Here is a 16678-nt window from a genome sequence, read left to right as displayed (position 1 = left end):
GTCGTCGGCGCCTACTCCCGCCGCGTCGTCGGCTGGGCGATGGCCGACCACCTGCGCACCGAGCTGATCCTCGACGCCGTCGGCATGGCCATCCAGCACCGTCGACCCGCCCGCGACCAGCTCATCCACCACTCGGATCGCGGGACCCAGTACACGTCGTTCGAGTTCGGCCGCACCCTGCGATCCTGTGGCGTCCTGGCCTCGATGGGCTCGGTCGCCGACTGCTACGACAACGCCCTGGCCGAGACGTTCTTCGCCACCTTGAAGACCGAACTGGTCTACACCCGCGCCTGGCCCAGCCGCCACGAGCTGGAGATGGAGGTCTTCTCCTACATCGAAGGCTTCTACAACCCACGCCGCCGACACAGCCGACTGGGTAACGTCAGCCCCGACACCTTCGAGAAGATCCACCGAGAGTCCCCGACACACATCGAGGTGTCCGGCCGATAGGGGTCACTTCAGCTGTCAGACACTGCCAACCTGACGGCCGCACGGCACCGTGTCTGTCACCGCGGCCACCGACCGCGGCCAACCGCGACTGACAGCGACACCGGCGGATGACACGACATGGCGGCGCTGTCATCGACGACACCGCAGGGACCGCCGCAGACCTGACACGCAGGCCCAGACGCGCGCCCCTCCGGTCTCACCCCGCCGGCCACGCACCAGAGTCATCGGCCGCAGCGCTGGCGCTGTCAGAGCTGTGCCAGACCGGGGGGTGTCCGCCAGCGCTGACAAACGCCGGTTTGAGGATGTCAGCGCATCACGGCGCGGCGCGGAGCCGACACCACATGAGCGAGCACACGCCGCAGCACCACCCCGACCCCGCCCACCGCGTCGACCCGCACGAGGTCGACCCGACCCTGATCGACCTGGTCGCCGGCGACCCGCCGGTACCGATCACCGTGTGGCGCACCGCCAGCGGCCCGGCCGACACCGGCCGCACCATCAGCGCCCGACTGGCCTACCGGCTCGCCGCCGCCTACAGCCGCCCCGGTGAGGCCGTCGTCGACCTCACCGGCGACCACGCCCTGACCTCCGTCTGCGCTACCGGCGCCCGCCGGCACCACCCGGGCTGGTTCACCGACGCCTCCAGCCTCATCATCGGAGCGGCCACCCCGCCGACCCGCCCCGACCCGGCCGCCCTGCCCGAGGACGACAGCGGCGACCTGCCGGACATGCGCACCTGGTTCGGCGACGACCTCACCGACCCCGACCTGCCCGCCGACGAGACCAGCACCTCGCCCGGGCGCGCGTCCCTCGCCGAGGCGACCAGCCTGGTCGTGGCCTGCTGGCCCCTCGACCCCGCCGACACCACCAACAGGATCCGACTGGCGTGGCTGCTGACCGCGTGCGCGCGGCTGCTGCGCCCCGGCGGCTGCCTCGTCCTCGTTGTCACCGCCCCCGCCGCGAGCATCGGCCCGGAGGACTTCACCCCGGTGGCCACCGCCGCCGCAGCAGTCGGCCTCGGCTACCTGCAGCACATCGTCGCCGTCACCGCCGACACCGACGGCGAGGCGTTCGTCTACCACGTCACCGACGAGGAACTGCTCACCCTCGCCGAGCAGGCCCACCACCCGTGGACGGTGGCGCACCTGCGCGTGCACGCCGACCTGCTCGTGTTCAGCCCCGCCACGTCCTGGCCACCGCCGGGGCAGCGCCGCCGGGAGGGCGGTGACCGCCGTGGCTGACACCCCAAACCCCACCGACCCGAACCAGCCGACCAGCGCGGCAGACTACACCCACCACGGCCAGCACCGCGACCACCCTGGCCGCAACCGGGCACCGGACGGGCCGGACGGCCTGTCGGTGTGGGCGACCGCCCAGCAGACCGGGCCGGTGCAACGCCGCGGCCGCTACGTGCCCGAGTCGGTGAAACACCCCGCCCGCATGCTCCCCGCGATCGCGGCGCACGCCGTGCACGCCTACACCCAGCCCGGCGACCTCGTGCTCGACCCGATGTGCGGAATCGGCACCACCCTCGTCGAGGCCATCCACGCCGGCCGTGACGCCATCGGCGTGGAATACGAGCCCCGCTGGTCGAACATCGCCGACGCCAACATCACCCACGCCCAGCAACACGGCGCCACCGGGCGGGCCTCCGTGGTCCGCGGCGACGCCACCCGTCTGCGGTCCCTGCTCCCCGCCGCGCTCGCCGGGCAGGCCGCCCTGGTCGTGACCTCACCGCCGTATGGGCCGACCGTGCACGGCCTCGTCCGGCCCGGCGCCGACGGGGTGGCGAAGTTCGACAACGCCTACAACGACGGCACCGACCGCGGCAACCTCGCCTACCGCGACCTCACCGGCCTCACCGACGGCTTCGAAAAGATCCTCACCGGCTGCGCAACCCTGCTGCGCCCCGGCGGCACCGTGGTGGTCACCGCCCGACCATGGCGCAAGAACGGACAACTGGTTGACCTGCCCAGCGCGGTCATCGCCGCCGGCACGCGCGCCGGCCTGATCCCGACCGAGCGGTGCGTGGCGCTGCTCGGGGCAGTCCGCGACGGGCACCTCGTCGCCCGCCCCTCGTTCTTCCAACTCCAGGCCGTGCGCAAGGCCCGCGCCGGCGGCACGCCCCTGCACCTGATCACCCACGAGGACGTGCTGATCTTCCACCGCCCGGACCGCACGCACAGCGACGACCCACCACCCAACCCCCGCAACGACTCGGTGCCCGACGAGAGCCTCGGCCGGCAGGCAGGTAGTGACGCAGGACAGGGGGTCTGAATGGCGCCGCACCGGTCGGGCCACGCATCGGATCGCTGTGCACCGGATACGGCGGCCTCGACCTGGCCGTCGAACTGGTGCGGCGGCCACCTCACCTGGTACTCCGAGATCGACCGACACGCCCGCATCGTCCTCGCTTATCGCTGGCCCGCAGTGCCCAACCTCGGCGACATCCGCACCATCGACTGGACCCGCATCCCGCCCGTCGACGTCCTTACCGCCGGCTTCCCTGCCAGGACATCTCCAACGCCGGTAGACGCGCCGGCACCGGACCGCACTCCAGCCTCTGGCAGCACATCACCAGTCCGCTTCGCCTACTTCGACCACCGGTCGTGTTCGTGGAAAACGTCGCCGCCCTCCGCCGGCGCGGACTCGATGTCGTCCACACCGACCTGGCCACGCTCGGGTACGACACGAGCTGGCTATGCCTACGCGCATCCGCCATCGGCGCACCCCACCAACCCGACCGACTGTTCCTCGTCGCCATCCACCACCGGGGAGAGAGCGAACGTTGCCCACGCCCTGCGCCCGTGACGGCAAAGGCCTCGGCCACCCACACGGCCTGCCCGACCTCATCAGACCCGGCCACCATCTCCTTTTCACACCCCGCGCCACCGGCACCGGCACACCAGGCCGCCGCCCGCGCTGGCAGGCAGGCTAGGCCCTTGGCATCGGAGCGGGAGAGCGAGCATGTTGTCCCTTAATTGCCCCCTGGTGACTCCTTCGGCGGGCACGTAACGGGCACGGCAGGGACTGCCACGCGCTAGGGCTGCTGGCATGATTCGCGCCGTGGGCCTTCTTTGTGACTACTTCTCGGCTGCCTCCGATGAAGCCGCCGCCGTAGTGATCGATGTTCTCGGTGATCCGCGCGCCGCCTGAGGTTGGGGTACTGAGGTGACTGAGGTCCAACGGCGTGGTGCCGGCTGGTGGTTCGGGCGTACGTGCCTGGTTGCCGCGCTGCTCGTGTCGGTCAAGTTCGTTCTGATGCTGATCATCGCCGGGCCGGAGGCGTACCTCAGCTCCACCCAACCCGGGGGACGTTCCTCGCTCTCGGCGTGGAGGTCTTCCTCTCCTTGGTGCCCACAGTGCTGCTCTTGGCGTTGTTGGCGGCGGTGGGCCGAGCGCTCGGAGTCGGACTCGCGTTCCGCGTACTCACAGTGGTGCTGATCGCCGCGGTCGCGGCCCTGCCGGTCGTATTCAGCGGCTGGGTCGTCTACGCGATGATCGAGCTCCTCGGGCAGCTCGTGGTGGCTGCCGTCGCGGTCCGGTACGTGAACGTGCTGCGCCCTTCTGGGTGAAGAAGCATCGTGAAGCCCTGGCCAGCATTTGGCACGACGCCTGGCCTGTACCAGCCGCCCGCCAACCGCCACGTCAGTCCGGGCATGTGCTCCTCCGTTGTCACTCAGTTGGTGACCCGCCAGGCAAGCAGCCGGCGATACGCCTCCAAGCCGTCCGGTACCCATACCCACTCGACGAGTCGCTGCTTCAACTCGTCCTCGGTCAGGAACGCGTGCCAGGCGACTTCTTCAGCCTGCGGAGTTACTGTTGGTGGACAGCGCACCTCGTAAACGAAGGACCACCAGGCGTGCTCCGGCGTCTCGTAGAGGAACTTGAACAGCGGTACGGGCGCGGGCAGTCCCGGCACCCCTAACTCCTCTTCGGCTTCGCGTAGCGCTGCCTCGTCGTACGATTCCCCCGCACCAACCACCCCACCGACGAACATGTCGTGAAGCGACGGAAAGACGAGCTTCCGCGCCGTCCGGCGATGCACGAAGATACGTCCGGTGGGATCCCGTGCCAGAACAAATACACAGCGATGCCGCAACCTACCAGCGTATGCCTCGCTCCGCCGCGCTTGCCCTACCACACGGTCATGGTCGTCAACAATGTCCAGCAACTCGTGGGCCGAGAGCGGCGAAAGATCATCCATGAGGACATCCAACCAGTTATCGAGCATGCTCTCATCAGCCGGAGCGCTGTTGCCATCCCGTATGCTGCCGCCCCGCCGCCCGGGGCCCCCTCGACTCGCCGGTGTCAACGTTTGTCGACGTCTGTCACGGAAGGACGGAGCTGGCGGATCAGGTCAGGGCGACACGCGGGCCGGACCGGACCCGGACGGAGGCGGGGCCCGCGCGCCGGGAGAGCGGGCGGCACATCATGATCTCCTGGCTGATGGCCTGGCCGTCGAGCTGATGCTCGGCGGCCGTCTCGCCTGGCATGCCGACACTGACCGACATGCCCGCACCGTCTGCGAACACCACTGGCCCGGCGTGCCCAGATCCTGCTGATCGTCACCAATCCCCACGTGGCCGTCCGGCTGTGATGCGTACCGGATCATCCTGCCAGCCCTCTACGGTGGCGCGGTCCTCGACAGTGCCGCTCAGCGGGCCCTCTTCGTCGCTCGCTTGCGGGGCGGCGTCAACAGGTCGGCTATCGCCGCGATCGCGGCCGGCACCAGGCGGTAGTACGCCCAGACGCCGCGCTTCTCGCGCTCGAGCAGGCCGGCCTCGGTGAGGATCCGAAGGTGATGACTCACGTTCGGCTGGGAGAGACCGAGCGGCGCGGTGAGGTCACTCACGGACGCCTCGCCCTCCGGAGCGGACTGGATCAGACTGAGCAGTCGCAGCCGGGCCGGATCGGCAATTGCCTTCAGCACTCCCGCGAGCCGCTCGGCATCAGCGCGCTTGATCGGCTCGCCCACAAGCGGCGAGATAGCAGGCAGAGCAATTTTCACAGGTCCCACGCCGCTCATCGTTGCACCAACACCCTCGATAGGCCGGTTGAACCAGGACCCGGTCACCATCGGTTTGCGGGCAGGGAACCGTGTTGACCTGTCCCGGCCGTGTCAGCGGCCGGTTGAGCGAGTGTCGGCCCCCGGGCCGACGGGTGACCGGCGGGCGGGCAGCCGAATGAACGGGTTCCATTCGGCGAGAGTTTGCGGTCAGAGTTGCCGGTAACGGACCCGGCGGGTCTGGAGGCGGTCCGCCGGGTCGACGTCGAGCAGGGTGCCCAGCTCGTACGCCAGTACCGCCCCCAGCCGGTCGAGGAACGCCGCGGGCTCGTCGGCGGCGTCGGGTCGCTCGGTCACGATCCGGTCCACAATGCCCCTTGCCCGCAGGTCCTGCGCGCGGATGCCCTGCGCGGCGGAGACCTGCGGTGCCCGCTCGACGGTGCGATGGAGGATCGCCGCGCGCCCTCTGGCGGCAGCGGCGAGAGCCAGCCGTGCGCTGCGGCGATGACACGGTCGGCCGGCAGCAGGGCCAAGGCGGCGCCGCCGCTGCCCTGACCCAGCAACACGCACAGGGTCGGCACCGGCAGGGTGAGGAGATCGGCAAGGCAGCGGGCGATCTCTCCGGCCAGGCCACCCTCCTCGGCCTGTGGCGACAGGGCGGCGCCCGGCGTGTCGACAACGGTGACGACGGGCAGCCCCAACTCTGCGGCGAGCTTGAACCCCCGCCGGACGGCCCGCAGGCCGGCGGGGTCAGGCGGGCTATCGCGCCGGTCGTGTCCGACGACCACCGCGGGGGCTTCCCCGAGGCGGGCCAGCGCCACGATCACACCGGCTCCGGTTTCGCCGCTCTGCGTGCCGCGCAACGGCACGACATCCCGGCCGGCGTGCCTCAGCAGTCGGCGGATTCCGGGACGGTCTGCCCGGCGGGATCGCCGGACGGCGTCCCAGGCGGAGCGTTCGCCGGGCGGGTCCTCCGCCGGGCTCGGCGGACGGGGGAGACGGCGCGGCGCGCTAAGGGTGGCCAGCGCTCGGTCGGCCAGCAGCGCCACCTGCTCCGGCGCAACGACCGCGTCGATCAGACCGTGTTTGTGGAGGTTCTCGGCGACCTGCACCCCGGCCGGGAACGGCGAGCCGGTCAGCGCCTCGTGCACCTTCGGCCCGAGGAAGCCGATCAGCGCGCCCGGCTCGGCGACTGTCAGGTGCCCGAGGGACCCCCACGACGCGTACACGCCGCCGGTCGTCGGGTGCCGCAGGTATACGAGGTATGGCAGCCCCGCAACCTTGTGCGCGGTGATCGCCTGGCTGATCTTCACCATCTGCAGGAACGCGATCGAGCCTTCCTGCATCCGGGTGCCGCCACTCGCGGGCGCGGCAAGCAACGGAATCCGCTCGGCGGTCGCCCGCTCGACGGCCCGGGTGAGCCGCTCGGCCGCCGCTACGCCGATCGAGCCGCCGAGAAATGCGAACTCGCCGGCGATGACGGCGACCCGCCGTCCAGCGAGCCGGCCCGCGCCGGTGATGACCGCCTCGTCGACACCTGTGGTCCGGCGCGCGGCGGCCAGGGCAGCCGCATAGTCGGCGTCGAGCGGGGCCGGATCGGCAACCGCCTCATCCCACGACACCCACGTGCCGGGGTCGATAACCAGTTCGATGAGGTCCCTTGCCGATCTCTTCACACCCGGTCGGCCTCCGCGCGCGGGCGGCCGCCGGAGAGCTGTGCACAGCCCGAACCGCGGTCGATGAATGACTCCTCACCGGTGCGCTGGCTCCGCAGCGTCGGGCAAAGTGCTTCCGAGGCAGCCTCGTCAGCCTGGTCGCCAGCCATGATCACACCATAGTCGTGGCGGGCTCCCTGCGATGAGAGACCTTGGGAGATTGGGTCCTCGGCAACGGGGTCCCGCGCAGGGGAGGCCGTCCAAGGTCGACAAGTGTCGTCAGTCGACCAGCTCGGCGATCTGGCGCAGCTGCCGTGGCCCGCCCTGCACCAGCAGGGTGGTGATCACGCTCTCGCGCCACCGCTGTAGCTCGTCCTTGACCTTTGCGGTCGGCCCGATCAGCGCGATGTCCTCGACCAGTGCGGTCGGCACGGCGGCGATCGCCACCTGCTTGTTGCCTGCAAGGTACGCCTCGGTGATGACGTCGCACTCCCGCTCGTATCCGAGGCGGGCGATGACGTCCCGGTGGAAGTTGGCCGACTTGGCACCCATGCCGCCGACGTACAGCGCGACGAACGGCCGGATCCGATCGGCCGCCCGCTCCACGTCGTCGTCGACGACGATCGGCACTGTCGCGGCGATCTCGAACTCGTCCGGGCCGCGGCGGGCGCCCGGTCGGGCGAAGCCCTCGGCCAGCGCGCTGCGGTAGAAGCCGTCCGCCTTGGGGGAGAAGAACAACGGCAGCCAGCCGTCGGCGATCTCGGCGGCCAGCGCCACGTTCTTCGGCCCTTCGGCGGCGAGAAAGATCGGGATGTCGGTGCGCAGCGGGTGGACCGTGGACTTCAGCGGCTTGCCCAGGCCGGTGCCGACGCGCTGCGGCAGCTGGTAGAACTCACCGTCGTACTGGACCGGGCCGCCGCGGGCGAGGACGGCACGGATGATCTCGATGTACTCCCGTGTGCGGGCCAGCGGCCGCGGGTACGGCTGGCCGTACCATCCCTCCACGACCTGCGGACCCGAGGCGCCGAGCCCGAGGATGAACCGACCGCCGGACAGGTGATCGAGGGTGAGCGCCGCCATCGCGGCGGCGGTCGGCGTACGGGCCGACATCTGCATGATGTTGGTGCCCAGCCGCACCCGGGAGGTGCTGGCGCCCCACCAGGCGAGCGGGGTCAGGCAGTCCGACCCGTACGCCTCGGCGGCCCAGACCGAGTCGAAGCCGAGGCGGTCGGCCTCCGCGATGGCCTCCGTGACGCCGGCGGGTGGGCCGGAGGACCAGTAGCCGGTGGTGTACCCGAGTTTCATCGCGCGACCTTCCGTGTCACGGGGCGATGCCGTCGGCGGCGAGACCGGCGACGACCGCCTCGCTCAACGTGTTGACGGCGGACAGGGGGCGGACCATGACCGTGAACTCCTCGATCAGACCGTCGTCGCCGAGCTGGAGCAGGTCGAGGCCGTGGATCTGCTTGCCGCGCACGGTCGCGCGGAAGATGAGGATGTGCGAATCGACCGGCCGGCCCGCCGGGCCGATCTCGGCCTCGCCGGCCAGTTGCCCGACGTACCGGAAATCCTCGAAGGTGCGCAGGAGGACGCCGAGGAGCCCGTGAACGGCCGGCGCCCCCTGAAACGGCGTGAACTTCACCGGGCTGTAGAAGCGCACGTCCGGGCTGAACAGCCCGTCGAACGCGGCCAGGTCCCGGGCCTCGACGGCGGCACGGAACCGCTCGACGGTCGTCACGGCTGCCTCCCCTATAGTCAACAATAGGATTAGTCATATCACTGACTATGCGACGAGGGAAGCGGGAGGTCGCGCCGATGGCGCTGCGCCACGCGGTGCTGGCGGCACTGCTCGACGGCGAGTACAGCGGGTATCAGCTGGCCAAGGTCTTCGACGTGTCGCTGGCGAACTTCTGGTACGCGGTGCCCCAGCAGCTCTACGCCGAACTGGCCAAGCTGGAGCGCGAGGGGCTGATCGCCGGCCGGCAGGTCATCCAGCACGACCGGCCCAACAAGCGACTGTTCACGGTCACCGACGCCGGCCTCGCGGAGCTGGCCACGTTCACCGCGACGCCGTCGAAGCCGACGTCCATCCGGGAGGACCTGCTCGTCATGGTCCAAGCCGTCGACCGGCTGGACCCGGCCCCGGTCATCGCTCAGCTCGAGGAGCGGGCGGTCGCGGCCGCGGCGAAGGTAGAGATCTTCGACCGGATGCTCCGGCGGTTGCGTGGCGAGCTGGACGAGGAGACGTTCCTGCGCGAAGGCGACCGGATCGGGCCGTACCTGACGTGTCTGCGCGGCCGCCGGTTCGAGCAGGAGAACCGCGAGTGGTGCGAGGGGGCCGCGGCGCTGCTGCGCGCCCGGGCGCCGCTGCCGGGCTGACCCCGCTGTCAGTGCCATCGGCGCAGGGTAGGGCGCTACGAACCAAGGTGACCATGGCGGCGCTACGCACCCACCTCGGCGAAGAGTGGCTGTCAGCCGAGCGGGATGGCGCCATGAAGGCGCAGCCCGTGTTGGGGATCGGTTAGTGAGATGCTCCAAGGCCGTCCTCGCCGAGTTGCGGGCCGCAGGTGTGGAGCCGATCGCTGACGATTTTGGATGGCATTTCGGTGATGGCGCTGTGGCCCTCTACACCTCCTCGACCGAACCCCGCGCCATGGTGGAGGCGGTGACGGCATTCGGGCCGGGCCACGAGTTGGGCGCTCAACTCGTCCCAATAGCTGCCGGCGATGCGGCAGTAGACCTGCCGAACCGGTACCGGATCCTGTCCAGCGGTCGCGGGCTTGAGGCTGTTCAGTTCGGCGAGACGCGCACGGAGGTCCGTCGACGAATGCGCGGCGGGTTGTGCTGGCAGCATCGGGCAGGCTCTCGAGAACCAGTTCAGGACAGCTTCCTCGAAGATGGTCTCGTCGTGCAGTACGGCCCCGACGCTCTCGTCGAACGAATCTTCGTCACCCGCGCCGACGAAGTCATGCTCGACGACATCAACCTCATGCCCGCATACCCGCACACTGTCGACGAGGTTCGGTCTTCCTTGGCAGCAGCAGGGCACGTCCTTCGCGATGCTGAGGCCACGTTGATTATCAGTGGCACGGGCATCGAGGTGTGGACTGCCCGCGCCAATGCCCACCAGGCCCTGCCGGTGTACGGCGTGTCGCTGTCCCCGATCGGACCGGCCGCCCCTATCTCGCAAGCCAACCTCACCCTTTTCTGACAGGCAACCGCCCCCTGACCCCAGCATCCGGCCGCCCATGCCCCGCAGCGCTTGCTACACAGCGTTACAGCACGTGGTGCGGCCGGCGCCGGGATCTGGCCGATGAGAGCGCGTGGCATGACTGGCTGACTCGTTACCTCGCCGATGAGTCGTGAGCAGCCGCTATGGAGGCGAGGTAGCCCAGCAGATTGGCGTCGTTGGCACCGGGATCACGGATGAAACAGCGATCGCGCGGGTGGGCGAGAGCGTGCCGCCAACCGCTTCCCCGCCAAGCGTAGACGATGGATTGATCAGCAATATATGTTGCCCCGGTGACTGAGATGCGCGAGGCCACGTTTCTGATCCTGACTGCGCTAGCTGACGAGCCGCGCCACGGTTACGGGATCATCCAGGAGGTCGCCGTCCTGTCCGGTGGCCGCGTCACCCCACTGCCGGGAACCCTCTACGCCGCCCTGGACCGGCTGGTCGCGCAGGGCTTAGTGGAGCTCAGCCACGAGCAGGTCATTGACGGCCAGCTGCGCCGCTACTACCGGTTGCGCACCGACGGCCGCGCCGAGCTCGCTCGCCAGACAGAGCGGCTGCGCCAGCTCGCGTCCGCCGCCGATGCCCGGCTGCGCGCCCTACGGCCCAGCCACGCCTGACCCCTACTGTCACAGGTCCTGGGAGAATCCATGCACCGCTGGCTACTGCTGGCCTATCCGCGCGACTACCGCCGGAAGCGCGGCCCCGAAATCCTCGAGACGGTGCATGACATTGCACCCACCAGCCGCGGTGCGCGTGTAGCGGCGAATCTCGTACGCCACGGTCTGCGCGCCCGCCTCGGGCGACCAGCAAGTCGCAGCGTGGTCGTCTGGGCATCGGTCTTCACGGTGGCGTGCGGTCTGTTCGCCGCATCCTTCGGCACCTGGCTCACCTGGCTCGGCTCCCGCCCGCTTGACCACAACGAGCTTGCCGCAGCGGTCAGCCAGCTCTATCCGGACAAGCAGGTGAGCCATATAGACAAGGACGACCCGCCCGCCGTGTTCATGATCTATGGCAGCCCACTGAGCTGGAGCTTCGCTTCCGAGCTGCTGTTTGGTGACGGCGGCGAATACTCGCTGGCCGGGCTTGGCGCGTCCTTCGAACAACTGCCGGCCGACAGTCGCCCGCGCGTCCTCGCAGAGCTCAGGCAGCGGCTCCAGGCGGCCGGATGGGACTACACCGAAGAGATCCACTCCAACTCGTACGACTGCATTCCCGACGACCCGCGATGCGACCCTTCCTCAATACCCTCCAACATCACCCTGTACGCGCAACGTGGCGACAACATCCTTGAAGTACACATCAACGCCGACAACACGACCCCGAAGATGGACTTCGCCATGACCCGGTCGACGCCCTGGAGCGCGTATCCCGCTGGCGTTGTCGCCTTCGTGCTAGGCGCGCTGAGCGGCTGGTGCCTATTCGGCTGGGTCAGCAGACGCACGGAAGGGGGCCACCCGCTGGCCCAAGGATTGGCGAGGTTCCTGTATGGCTTCGCGATGTTCCTGTGGTTGGCACCGATCCTGCTGAGCGCGCCGCTGATGCTGTCGCACCACCTGAGCGAGCCACATCTCCGCTGGCATTTACCGTGGGAATGGCTCGGCCAGCCCACCATGTCGCTTCCGTTCCTGCTCGGCTGCCTCATGCTGACCCTCGCGCTGGGCCTCGCCGCGCTGCCCTACCGGCAGCCAGCTGACCAAACCCTCGCGCACAGCTGACGCACTCAGCCGAGGCCAAGTGCACGGATCTGCCGCGAAGTGCTCGGTGAATTCGGCGCTGACGCCCGGCTACAGATCGAAGAGGGTTTCGGCCTGAGGTGGGTCGAGGACGTTGCGAAGGTCGCTGATGGTTCGACGCCATGCCACGTCATCCCTCCAGGCCTCGGCGAGCCAGGACGGCGGTGTGACCAGGCGGTTTAGGGCGGCGATGGCAAGTTGTCTGAGGTAGCCCGGAAACTGCGGCATGGACGTGGACGGACCGTAGTTGGAGCGCACAGGCTCACCGGCAGGACACTGGGCGGCGACCAACGCTGCTGCTGCCACCGCCCGGGGCGCGTCACCGGCATCGAGGTCGTCGGTGATGCCGGTGGTAGCAACGCGTTCCAGGACGGTGCAAATCATCTCGATGCGCCCCTGCGCCGTCGTCTCGTCCAGCGCGGCGGCGAAGTCCGCGGCGTCGTCGTTGCCGAACGGACTGGAGTCCCAGAACCCCACAGCAGTCACCTCCCGCTTGTCGCCGGGACGATCTTCACACCTGTTGCCGCTGTGGCCCAGCGCGACGGCGAGTCCCTGCCCACACGGCAAGCCGGACCACATCGCGAAAGGGTGACGCTGCGGCTTACTCATTTAGCCGAGATGAGGGCATCCGATTCAAGCCGGCGCCATGCCGACAGGCCGGCGAATGTCACGGTTAGGCTGGTCCCGGGGCCGAGTCTCGGCCGACGGAAGGCGAGACTGCCGCGCCGAAACGGGCCGCGACCGTCGCCACGGCGGCATGTAGTTCGGGGCCTTCTTCCACGGAGAAGTCGAACGGGACGGGGGCCAGCCACTCCTGCGCGTACATCGTGGGGTTTCCGGTGCTGCCGACCAGTACGCATCGGTCGCCGTCCGGCTGGAGGCGGCCCATCGGCGGCCGGATCCAGGGCGCCACCTTCTCCCGCGGCGCGTGGAACACGACGCGGGTGGGGTACTTCCAGCCCGCGCCCAGATTTTCCTCGAGCGCGGCAACAGGATCCAGGTCGTCGGGCGGCGTGAAGCCGTGCGGGGTCTGCCGTGCGGTCCGGACTCGGTCGATACGGTACGTGCGGATGGCGTCCGCGCGGTGCGAGTGGCACAGCAGGTACCAGCGCCCGTACCGCACCACGACTGCCCACGGGTCGACCTCGGCGGCCCACTCCTCGCCGCTCTCGCCTCGGTAGGTGACCATGACGCGGCGTCGGTCGGCGACGGCGGCGATCAGGGCACTTGTGGTGGCGGGGTCGGGGCGGGCCGAATGCCGGTCGGGGGTGGCCGCAGCGTACGTCCGTAGCGCCGCTGCCTGCCGTCCGACGCTTTCAGGGAGTGCCCGGATGACCTTGCTGAGCGCTGAGCCGACCAGGTCGTCGGCGTCGATGGCGTTCGGCTGCCCGTCGAGCACGGCCATGACCAGGCCGAGGGCCTGCTCCTGGGTGAAGACGACCGGCGGCAGCCGGGTGCCGCGGCCCAGCCGGTAGCCCCCGTACGGCCCGCGGGCCGACTCGACCGGGATGCCGGCCTCGCGAAGGATGCCGACGTAGCGCCGCGCGGCCCGTTCCGTCACGCCCAGGAGCGAGGCAAGTTGGTCGGCAGTCGTGCCGGGACGTGCATGCAGGATCTCGAGCGCGCGCAGGGCCCGGGCGGTGGGGCTCGGACCGGTTGGCACGACGGCCAGGGTACCGGAAGCATATCGTCCGGAATTGCCTCTAGGTTGATCCGATGACTGCAGAACAGATCGTGCTCTTGGGTGGCCTGTGGCTCGACGGGTCGGTGTGGACCGGCGTTGCGTCAGAGCTGGAGCAGAGGGGCCGCCACGCGGTGTCGGTGACCCTGCCGGGTCAGGGTGACGGGAACGTGTCGGCGACGCTGGCCGACCAGGTGATGGCGGTGCTTGCCGCCGTGGACGCGGGGCTTGGCAGGTCGGTGGTGGTTGGGCACTCCGCAGCCTGCACCCTGGCCTGGATGGCGGCCGACGCGCGGCCCGGGCGGGTCGCGAAGGTGGTGCTGATCGGCGGGTTCCCATCGAGCGACGGGCAGCCGTACGCGGACTTCTTCGAGATCACCGACGGCGTCATGCCGTTCCCGGGTTGGGACCCGTTCGAAGGCGCGGACGCGGCCGACCTGGACGAGCAGGAGCGGCGGGCGTTCGAGGCGGCCGCGATCCCGGTTCCAGAGGGCGTGGCCAGGGGCGTCGTACACCTGACGGATGAGCGGCGGTTCGACATACCTGTCGTGATGGTGTGCCCCGAGTTCACGCCAGCCCAGGCGCGGGAGTGGATCGCCGCGGGCGACATTCCCGAGCTGCCCCGGGCCAAGCACGTCGACCTGGTCGACATCGATTCCGGACACTGGCCGATGGTGACGCGGCCGACAGAGCTGGCGCGAATCCTGGCCGCGGTCTAGCTGGGGCACCGAGCACCGCACATGCGGCGTCATGGTCTCCTGCCAGCTCCATGGCATGGACTCTGCTGGAACACAGCATCCGGATCTGCCGCGGACCGCGCGTCACGCAGCGTAGTCGGCTACCACGGAGTGGGCGTTAGACGTAGCCGGACGTGCCGAATCTGGCAGACCTGTGCCCCATGGCCTTGATCTCTCCTGGCCGCGAGCCCAAGCCGCCATCCGATCTGCCGATTGATCGCGCACTCGCAACGGGGGAGCCGCTCCTCGCCGGCGCGTGCGGGGATGACAAGGGTTCCTGTGCGCGCATAACGTGCACTCGATGATCCGACCCGCGTTCCTGGACGCCGCCGAGACCGCCATGGCCCTGTTGCGCAATCCGATACTGGCCGAGCAATGGTCCTCGCCCAGCGCACTGCCGGACTTCTCCACCGGCGGCCTCGCCCGCCACCTGGCCAACCAGGTCACTCAGACCGTGACGTTCCTCGCCGCGCCGCCAGGAGAATCGGCGATCTCGGTGCTGGAGCACTTCACCGGCAACGCCTGGGTGACTTCAGGCGTGGGTAGTGCCGACAACATCGACATCCGGCGCCGCAGCGAGCAGACAGCTGCAGCGACGACCGCCAGGGAGCTGGCGGACGCGGTCGATGCGGCATTGACCGACCTGGGTGCCACGGTTACAGCGCAACCGCCCGACCGCATCGTGGACCTCGGCGACTGGGGCCTAAAGGTCGACGACTTCCTGCTGACCCGGGTCATGGAGCTGGTCGTGCACACCGACGACCTGGCAGTCAGCCTCGGCTTGCCGACGCCACCGATGCCGCAGACAGCGACTGAAGCGACAATCCAGCTGCTGAGCAGCCTCGCGGCCTGGCGACACGGTTCCCTGAACGTGATACGCGCGCTAGCTCGGCAAGAACGAGCTCCCACCTCCATCTCCGCCCTCTAACTGGTGGAGCGCTCGCTCTGCACTGTCCTCATCTGGCCGCGAGTCGCGCGCTACCCACCGTTACGACGCACGTCGACACATGGACGTGGCGCAATCAGGAACCGCAATCGCGTGACCGCCACAGAGCCGCGGTTCGGAACGCGGGCGTACAGGGCATCGCGGCGGGCGCGGCGGTGAGATCCTGGGCGGCATGACAGACCTCGACGCCAAGGCGAATCTCTATCGGTACCTGCGGGAGGCGCGCGAGGCGCTGCTCGGGAAGCTCAACGGGCTGTCGGAGTACGACGTACGGCGCCCGCTCGTGCCGACCGGGACGAACCTGCTCGGGCTGGTCAAGCACGTGGCCTCGGTGACCGCCGGGTAGTTCGGCGAGGTGTTCGACCGCCCCTTTCCCGAACCCGTCGCGGGCCTGGACGAGGACGCCGAGCCGAACACGGACATGTGGGCCGCAGCCGACGAGTCCCGCGACGACATTATCGGACTGTGGCACCGAGTCTGGGCACACGCGGACGCCACGATCGAGACGCTTCCGATCGACGCGCCCGGCTCGGTGCGGTGGTGGCAACACACGCCGGTGACGCTGCACCTCATTCTCGTGCACGTGCTCGCCGAGCTGAACCGGCACGCCGGGCACGCTGACATCGTGCGCGAACTGGTCGACGGCCAGGTCAGCTGGCGGCGGCCCGGCGACAACGTGGTCGAGGGCGACGAGGCGTGGTGGGCCGCCTACCGCGAGAGGCTGGAATCCACCGCGCGCGAGTTCGCCTGAGGACGCGATCTTCGCGTAACCCCGCGGATGCCGTCCAATTCGTCCGAGAAACCGTTTGCATTCTGCCAGCGGCCGTCGCAGCCCGAAGCCAAGGTCACATGCACGGATTTGCCGCTGATTGCGCGGTCATGGCGCCTCGACCGAAGCCTGGCCGGGCCACGGTCGCAGGTCAATGAAACAAATAGCCGATGAGCGGGTGCCTCGGGGCTGGTCCGGGGTGCGGCGATCCGCCCGTGAGCAGCACGTGGCCTTCGTCTGCGCGGCTCGATCAGCCGAGCTGAGTTGGTGTAGCCGTGGCCTCCCAGGTGGTCAGGCAGAACGGGTGGCCGGCCGGGTCGGCGTAGACGTAACACTGTTCGCTGTTGGGCTGGAAGTCGTACTTCGTTGCCCCGGCGGCGAGCACGCGGGCCTCGGCGGCCTCTCGGTCCACGACCATGAAGTCGAGATGCATCATGATCGACGAGGTGGGGTCGGGCCAGGCG

The 16678-nt window shown here is 69.4% G+C and carries 19 protein-coding genes and 3 pseudogenes; 12 read left to right on the top strand and 10 right to left on the bottom strand.

The annotated features are described in order from the left end of the window. From V6U79_RS29415 to V6U79_RS29390, 5 genes and pseudogenes are all read left to right on the top strand, one after another. A partial coding sequence (locus V6U79_RS29415; protein ID WP_334616683.1) for an IS3 family transposase occupies positions 1 to 450 on the top strand: 450 nt, incomplete at its 5' end. A 341-nt stretch (positions 451 to 791) separates the two neighbouring features. After that, the gene (locus V6U79_RS29410; protein WP_334616682.1) at positions 792 to 1691 is read left to right on the top strand and encodes a hypothetical protein; all 900 of its coding nucleotides are present in this window, start codon (positions 792 to 794) and stop codon (positions 1689 to 1691) included. Next, positions 1684 to 2727, top strand: a complete 1044-nt coding sequence (locus V6U79_RS29405; RefSeq protein WP_334520072.1) for a TRM11 family SAM-dependent methyltransferase — start codon at positions 1684 to 1686, stop codon at positions 2725 to 2727. The genes V6U79_RS29410 and V6U79_RS29405 overlap by 8 nt, the downstream gene beginning before the upstream one ends. Continuing rightward, positions 2728 to 3431, top strand: a pseudogene (locus tag V6U79_RS29395) (DNA cytosine methyltransferase). It begins immediately after the preceding gene. A 351-nt stretch (positions 3432 to 3782) separates the two neighbouring features. Further along, entirely contained in the window at positions 3783 to 4025 is a 243-nt protein-coding gene (locus tag V6U79_RS29390) for a hypothetical protein (protein ID WP_334520069.1), read from the top strand. A gap of 104 nt (positions 4026 to 4129) precedes the next feature. Here the strand turns inward: V6U79_RS29390 and V6U79_RS29385 are convergent, their stop codons facing one another. The 7 genes and pseudogenes from V6U79_RS29385 to V6U79_RS29350 form a co-directional block, all read right to left on the bottom strand. Next, positions 4130 to 4684 carry an NUDIX domain-containing protein gene (locus tag V6U79_RS29385; protein WP_334520067.1) on the bottom strand — a complete coding sequence of 185 codons (555 nt, stop codon included), beginning with the start codon at positions 4682 to 4684 and terminating at the stop codon, positions 4130 to 4132. Between the two features lie 121 nt (positions 4685 to 4805). Continuing rightward, positions 4806 to 4964: a hypothetical protein gene (locus V6U79_RS29380; RefSeq protein ID WP_334520065.1), complete on the bottom strand. Its 159-nt coding sequence runs from the start codon at positions 4962 to 4964 to the stop codon at positions 4806 to 4808. Between the two features lie 143 nt (positions 4965 to 5107). Further along, on the bottom strand, positions 5108 to 5479 hold the full coding sequence (locus V6U79_RS29375; RefSeq protein ID WP_334520063.1) for an ArsR/SmtB family transcription factor: 372 nt from the start codon (positions 5477 to 5479) through the stop codon (positions 5108 to 5110). Positions 5480 to 5668: 189 nt separating this feature from the next. Beyond that, positions 5669 to 7134, bottom strand: a pseudogene (locus V6U79_RS29365) (carboxyl transferase domain-containing protein). Further along, positions 7131 to 7283 carry a hypothetical protein gene (locus V6U79_RS29360; protein ID WP_334520058.1) on the bottom strand — a complete coding sequence of 51 codons (153 nt, stop codon included), beginning with the start codon at positions 7281 to 7283 and terminating at the stop codon, positions 7131 to 7133. The pseudogene V6U79_RS29365 and the gene V6U79_RS29360 overlap by 4 nt, the downstream one beginning before the upstream one ends. A 109-nt stretch (positions 7284 to 7392) precedes the next feature. Then, positions 7393 to 8418, bottom strand: a complete 1026-nt coding sequence (locus tag V6U79_RS29355; RefSeq protein ID WP_334520055.1) for an LLM class F420-dependent oxidoreductase — start codon at positions 8416 to 8418, stop codon at positions 7393 to 7395. Between the two features lie 16 nt (positions 8419 to 8434). After that, positions 8435 to 8851: a nuclear transport factor 2 family protein gene (locus tag V6U79_RS29350; RefSeq protein ID WP_334520052.1), complete on the bottom strand. Its 417-nt coding sequence runs from the start codon at positions 8849 to 8851 to the stop codon at positions 8435 to 8437. A 77-nt stretch (positions 8852 to 8928) separates the two neighbouring features. Here V6U79_RS29350 and V6U79_RS29345 point away from each other — a divergent pair, with 77 nt between their 5' ends. The 4 genes from V6U79_RS29345 to V6U79_RS29330 all read left to right on the top strand — a co-directional run bounded on the left by V6U79_RS29345 (position 8929) and on the right by V6U79_RS29330 (position 12063). Further along, on the top strand, positions 8929 to 9492 hold the full coding sequence (locus V6U79_RS29345; RefSeq protein ID WP_334520049.1) for a PadR family transcriptional regulator: 564 nt from the start codon (positions 8929 to 8931) through the stop codon (positions 9490 to 9492). A gap of 145 nt (positions 9493 to 9637) precedes the next feature. Further along, positions 9638 to 10324 (top strand): hypothetical protein, encoded by a 687-nt coding sequence (locus V6U79_RS29340; RefSeq protein ID WP_334520045.1) that lies wholly within the window; start codon positions 9638 to 9640, stop codon positions 10322 to 10324. Between the two features lie 320 nt (positions 10325 to 10644). Next, complete coding sequence (locus tag V6U79_RS29335; protein WP_334520400.1) at positions 10645 to 10965, top strand: PadR family transcriptional regulator; 321 nt, start codon at positions 10645 to 10647, stop codon at positions 10963 to 10965. Between the two features lie 30 nt (positions 10966 to 10995). Further along, a complete protein-coding gene (locus tag V6U79_RS29330; RefSeq protein ID WP_334616679.1) occupies positions 10996 to 12063 on the top strand; it encodes a hypothetical protein in 1068 nt (355 codons plus the stop codon). A 69-nt stretch (positions 12064 to 12132) separates the two neighbouring features. On the opposite strand, the gene V6U79_RS29325 is transcribed toward V6U79_RS29330, so the two are convergent. Together V6U79_RS29325 and V6U79_RS29320 are read right to left on the bottom strand one after the other, a co-directional pair. Beyond that, the gene (locus V6U79_RS29325) at positions 12133 to 12558 is read right to left on the bottom strand and encodes a DUF4259 domain-containing protein (protein ID WP_334616678.1); all 426 of its coding nucleotides are present in this window, start codon (positions 12556 to 12558) and stop codon (positions 12133 to 12135) included. 196 nt (positions 12559 to 12754) lie between these two features. After that, entirely contained in the window at positions 12755 to 13744 is a 990-nt protein-coding gene (locus V6U79_RS29320) for a helix-turn-helix transcriptional regulator (protein ID WP_334520039.1), read from the bottom strand. 53 nt (positions 13745 to 13797) lie between these two features. On the opposite strand from V6U79_RS29320, the gene V6U79_RS29315 reads away from it, so the two are divergent. The 3 genes and pseudogenes from V6U79_RS29315 (at position 13798) to V6U79_RS29305 (ending at position 16196) form a co-directional block, all read left to right on the top strand. After that, a complete protein-coding gene (locus V6U79_RS29315; protein WP_334520037.1) occupies positions 13798 to 14481 on the top strand; it encodes an alpha/beta fold hydrolase in 684 nt (227 codons plus the stop codon). Between the two features lie 319 nt (positions 14482 to 14800). Further along, complete coding sequence (locus V6U79_RS29310; RefSeq protein ID WP_334520035.1) at positions 14801 to 15427, top strand: maleylpyruvate isomerase N-terminal domain-containing protein; 627 nt, start codon at positions 14801 to 14803, stop codon at positions 15425 to 15427. 190 nt (positions 15428 to 15617) lie between these two features. Continuing rightward, a pseudogene (locus V6U79_RS29305) lies at positions 15618 to 16196 on the top strand (DinB family protein). 268 nt (positions 16197 to 16464) lie between these two features. Here V6U79_RS29305 and V6U79_RS29300 read toward each other — a convergent pair. Further along, positions 16465 to 16678 (bottom strand): VOC family protein (locus tag V6U79_RS29300; protein WP_334616677.1); only part of this gene is annotated, 214 nt, incomplete at its 5' end.

Origin of the sequence: Micromonospora psammae (assembly GCF_036902725.1) — a bacterium.
Taxonomy (GTDB): Bacteria; Actinomycetota; Actinomycetes; order Mycobacteriales; family Micromonosporaceae; genus Micromonospora.
This window is presented reverse-complemented; position numbering and strand designations above follow the sequence as displayed.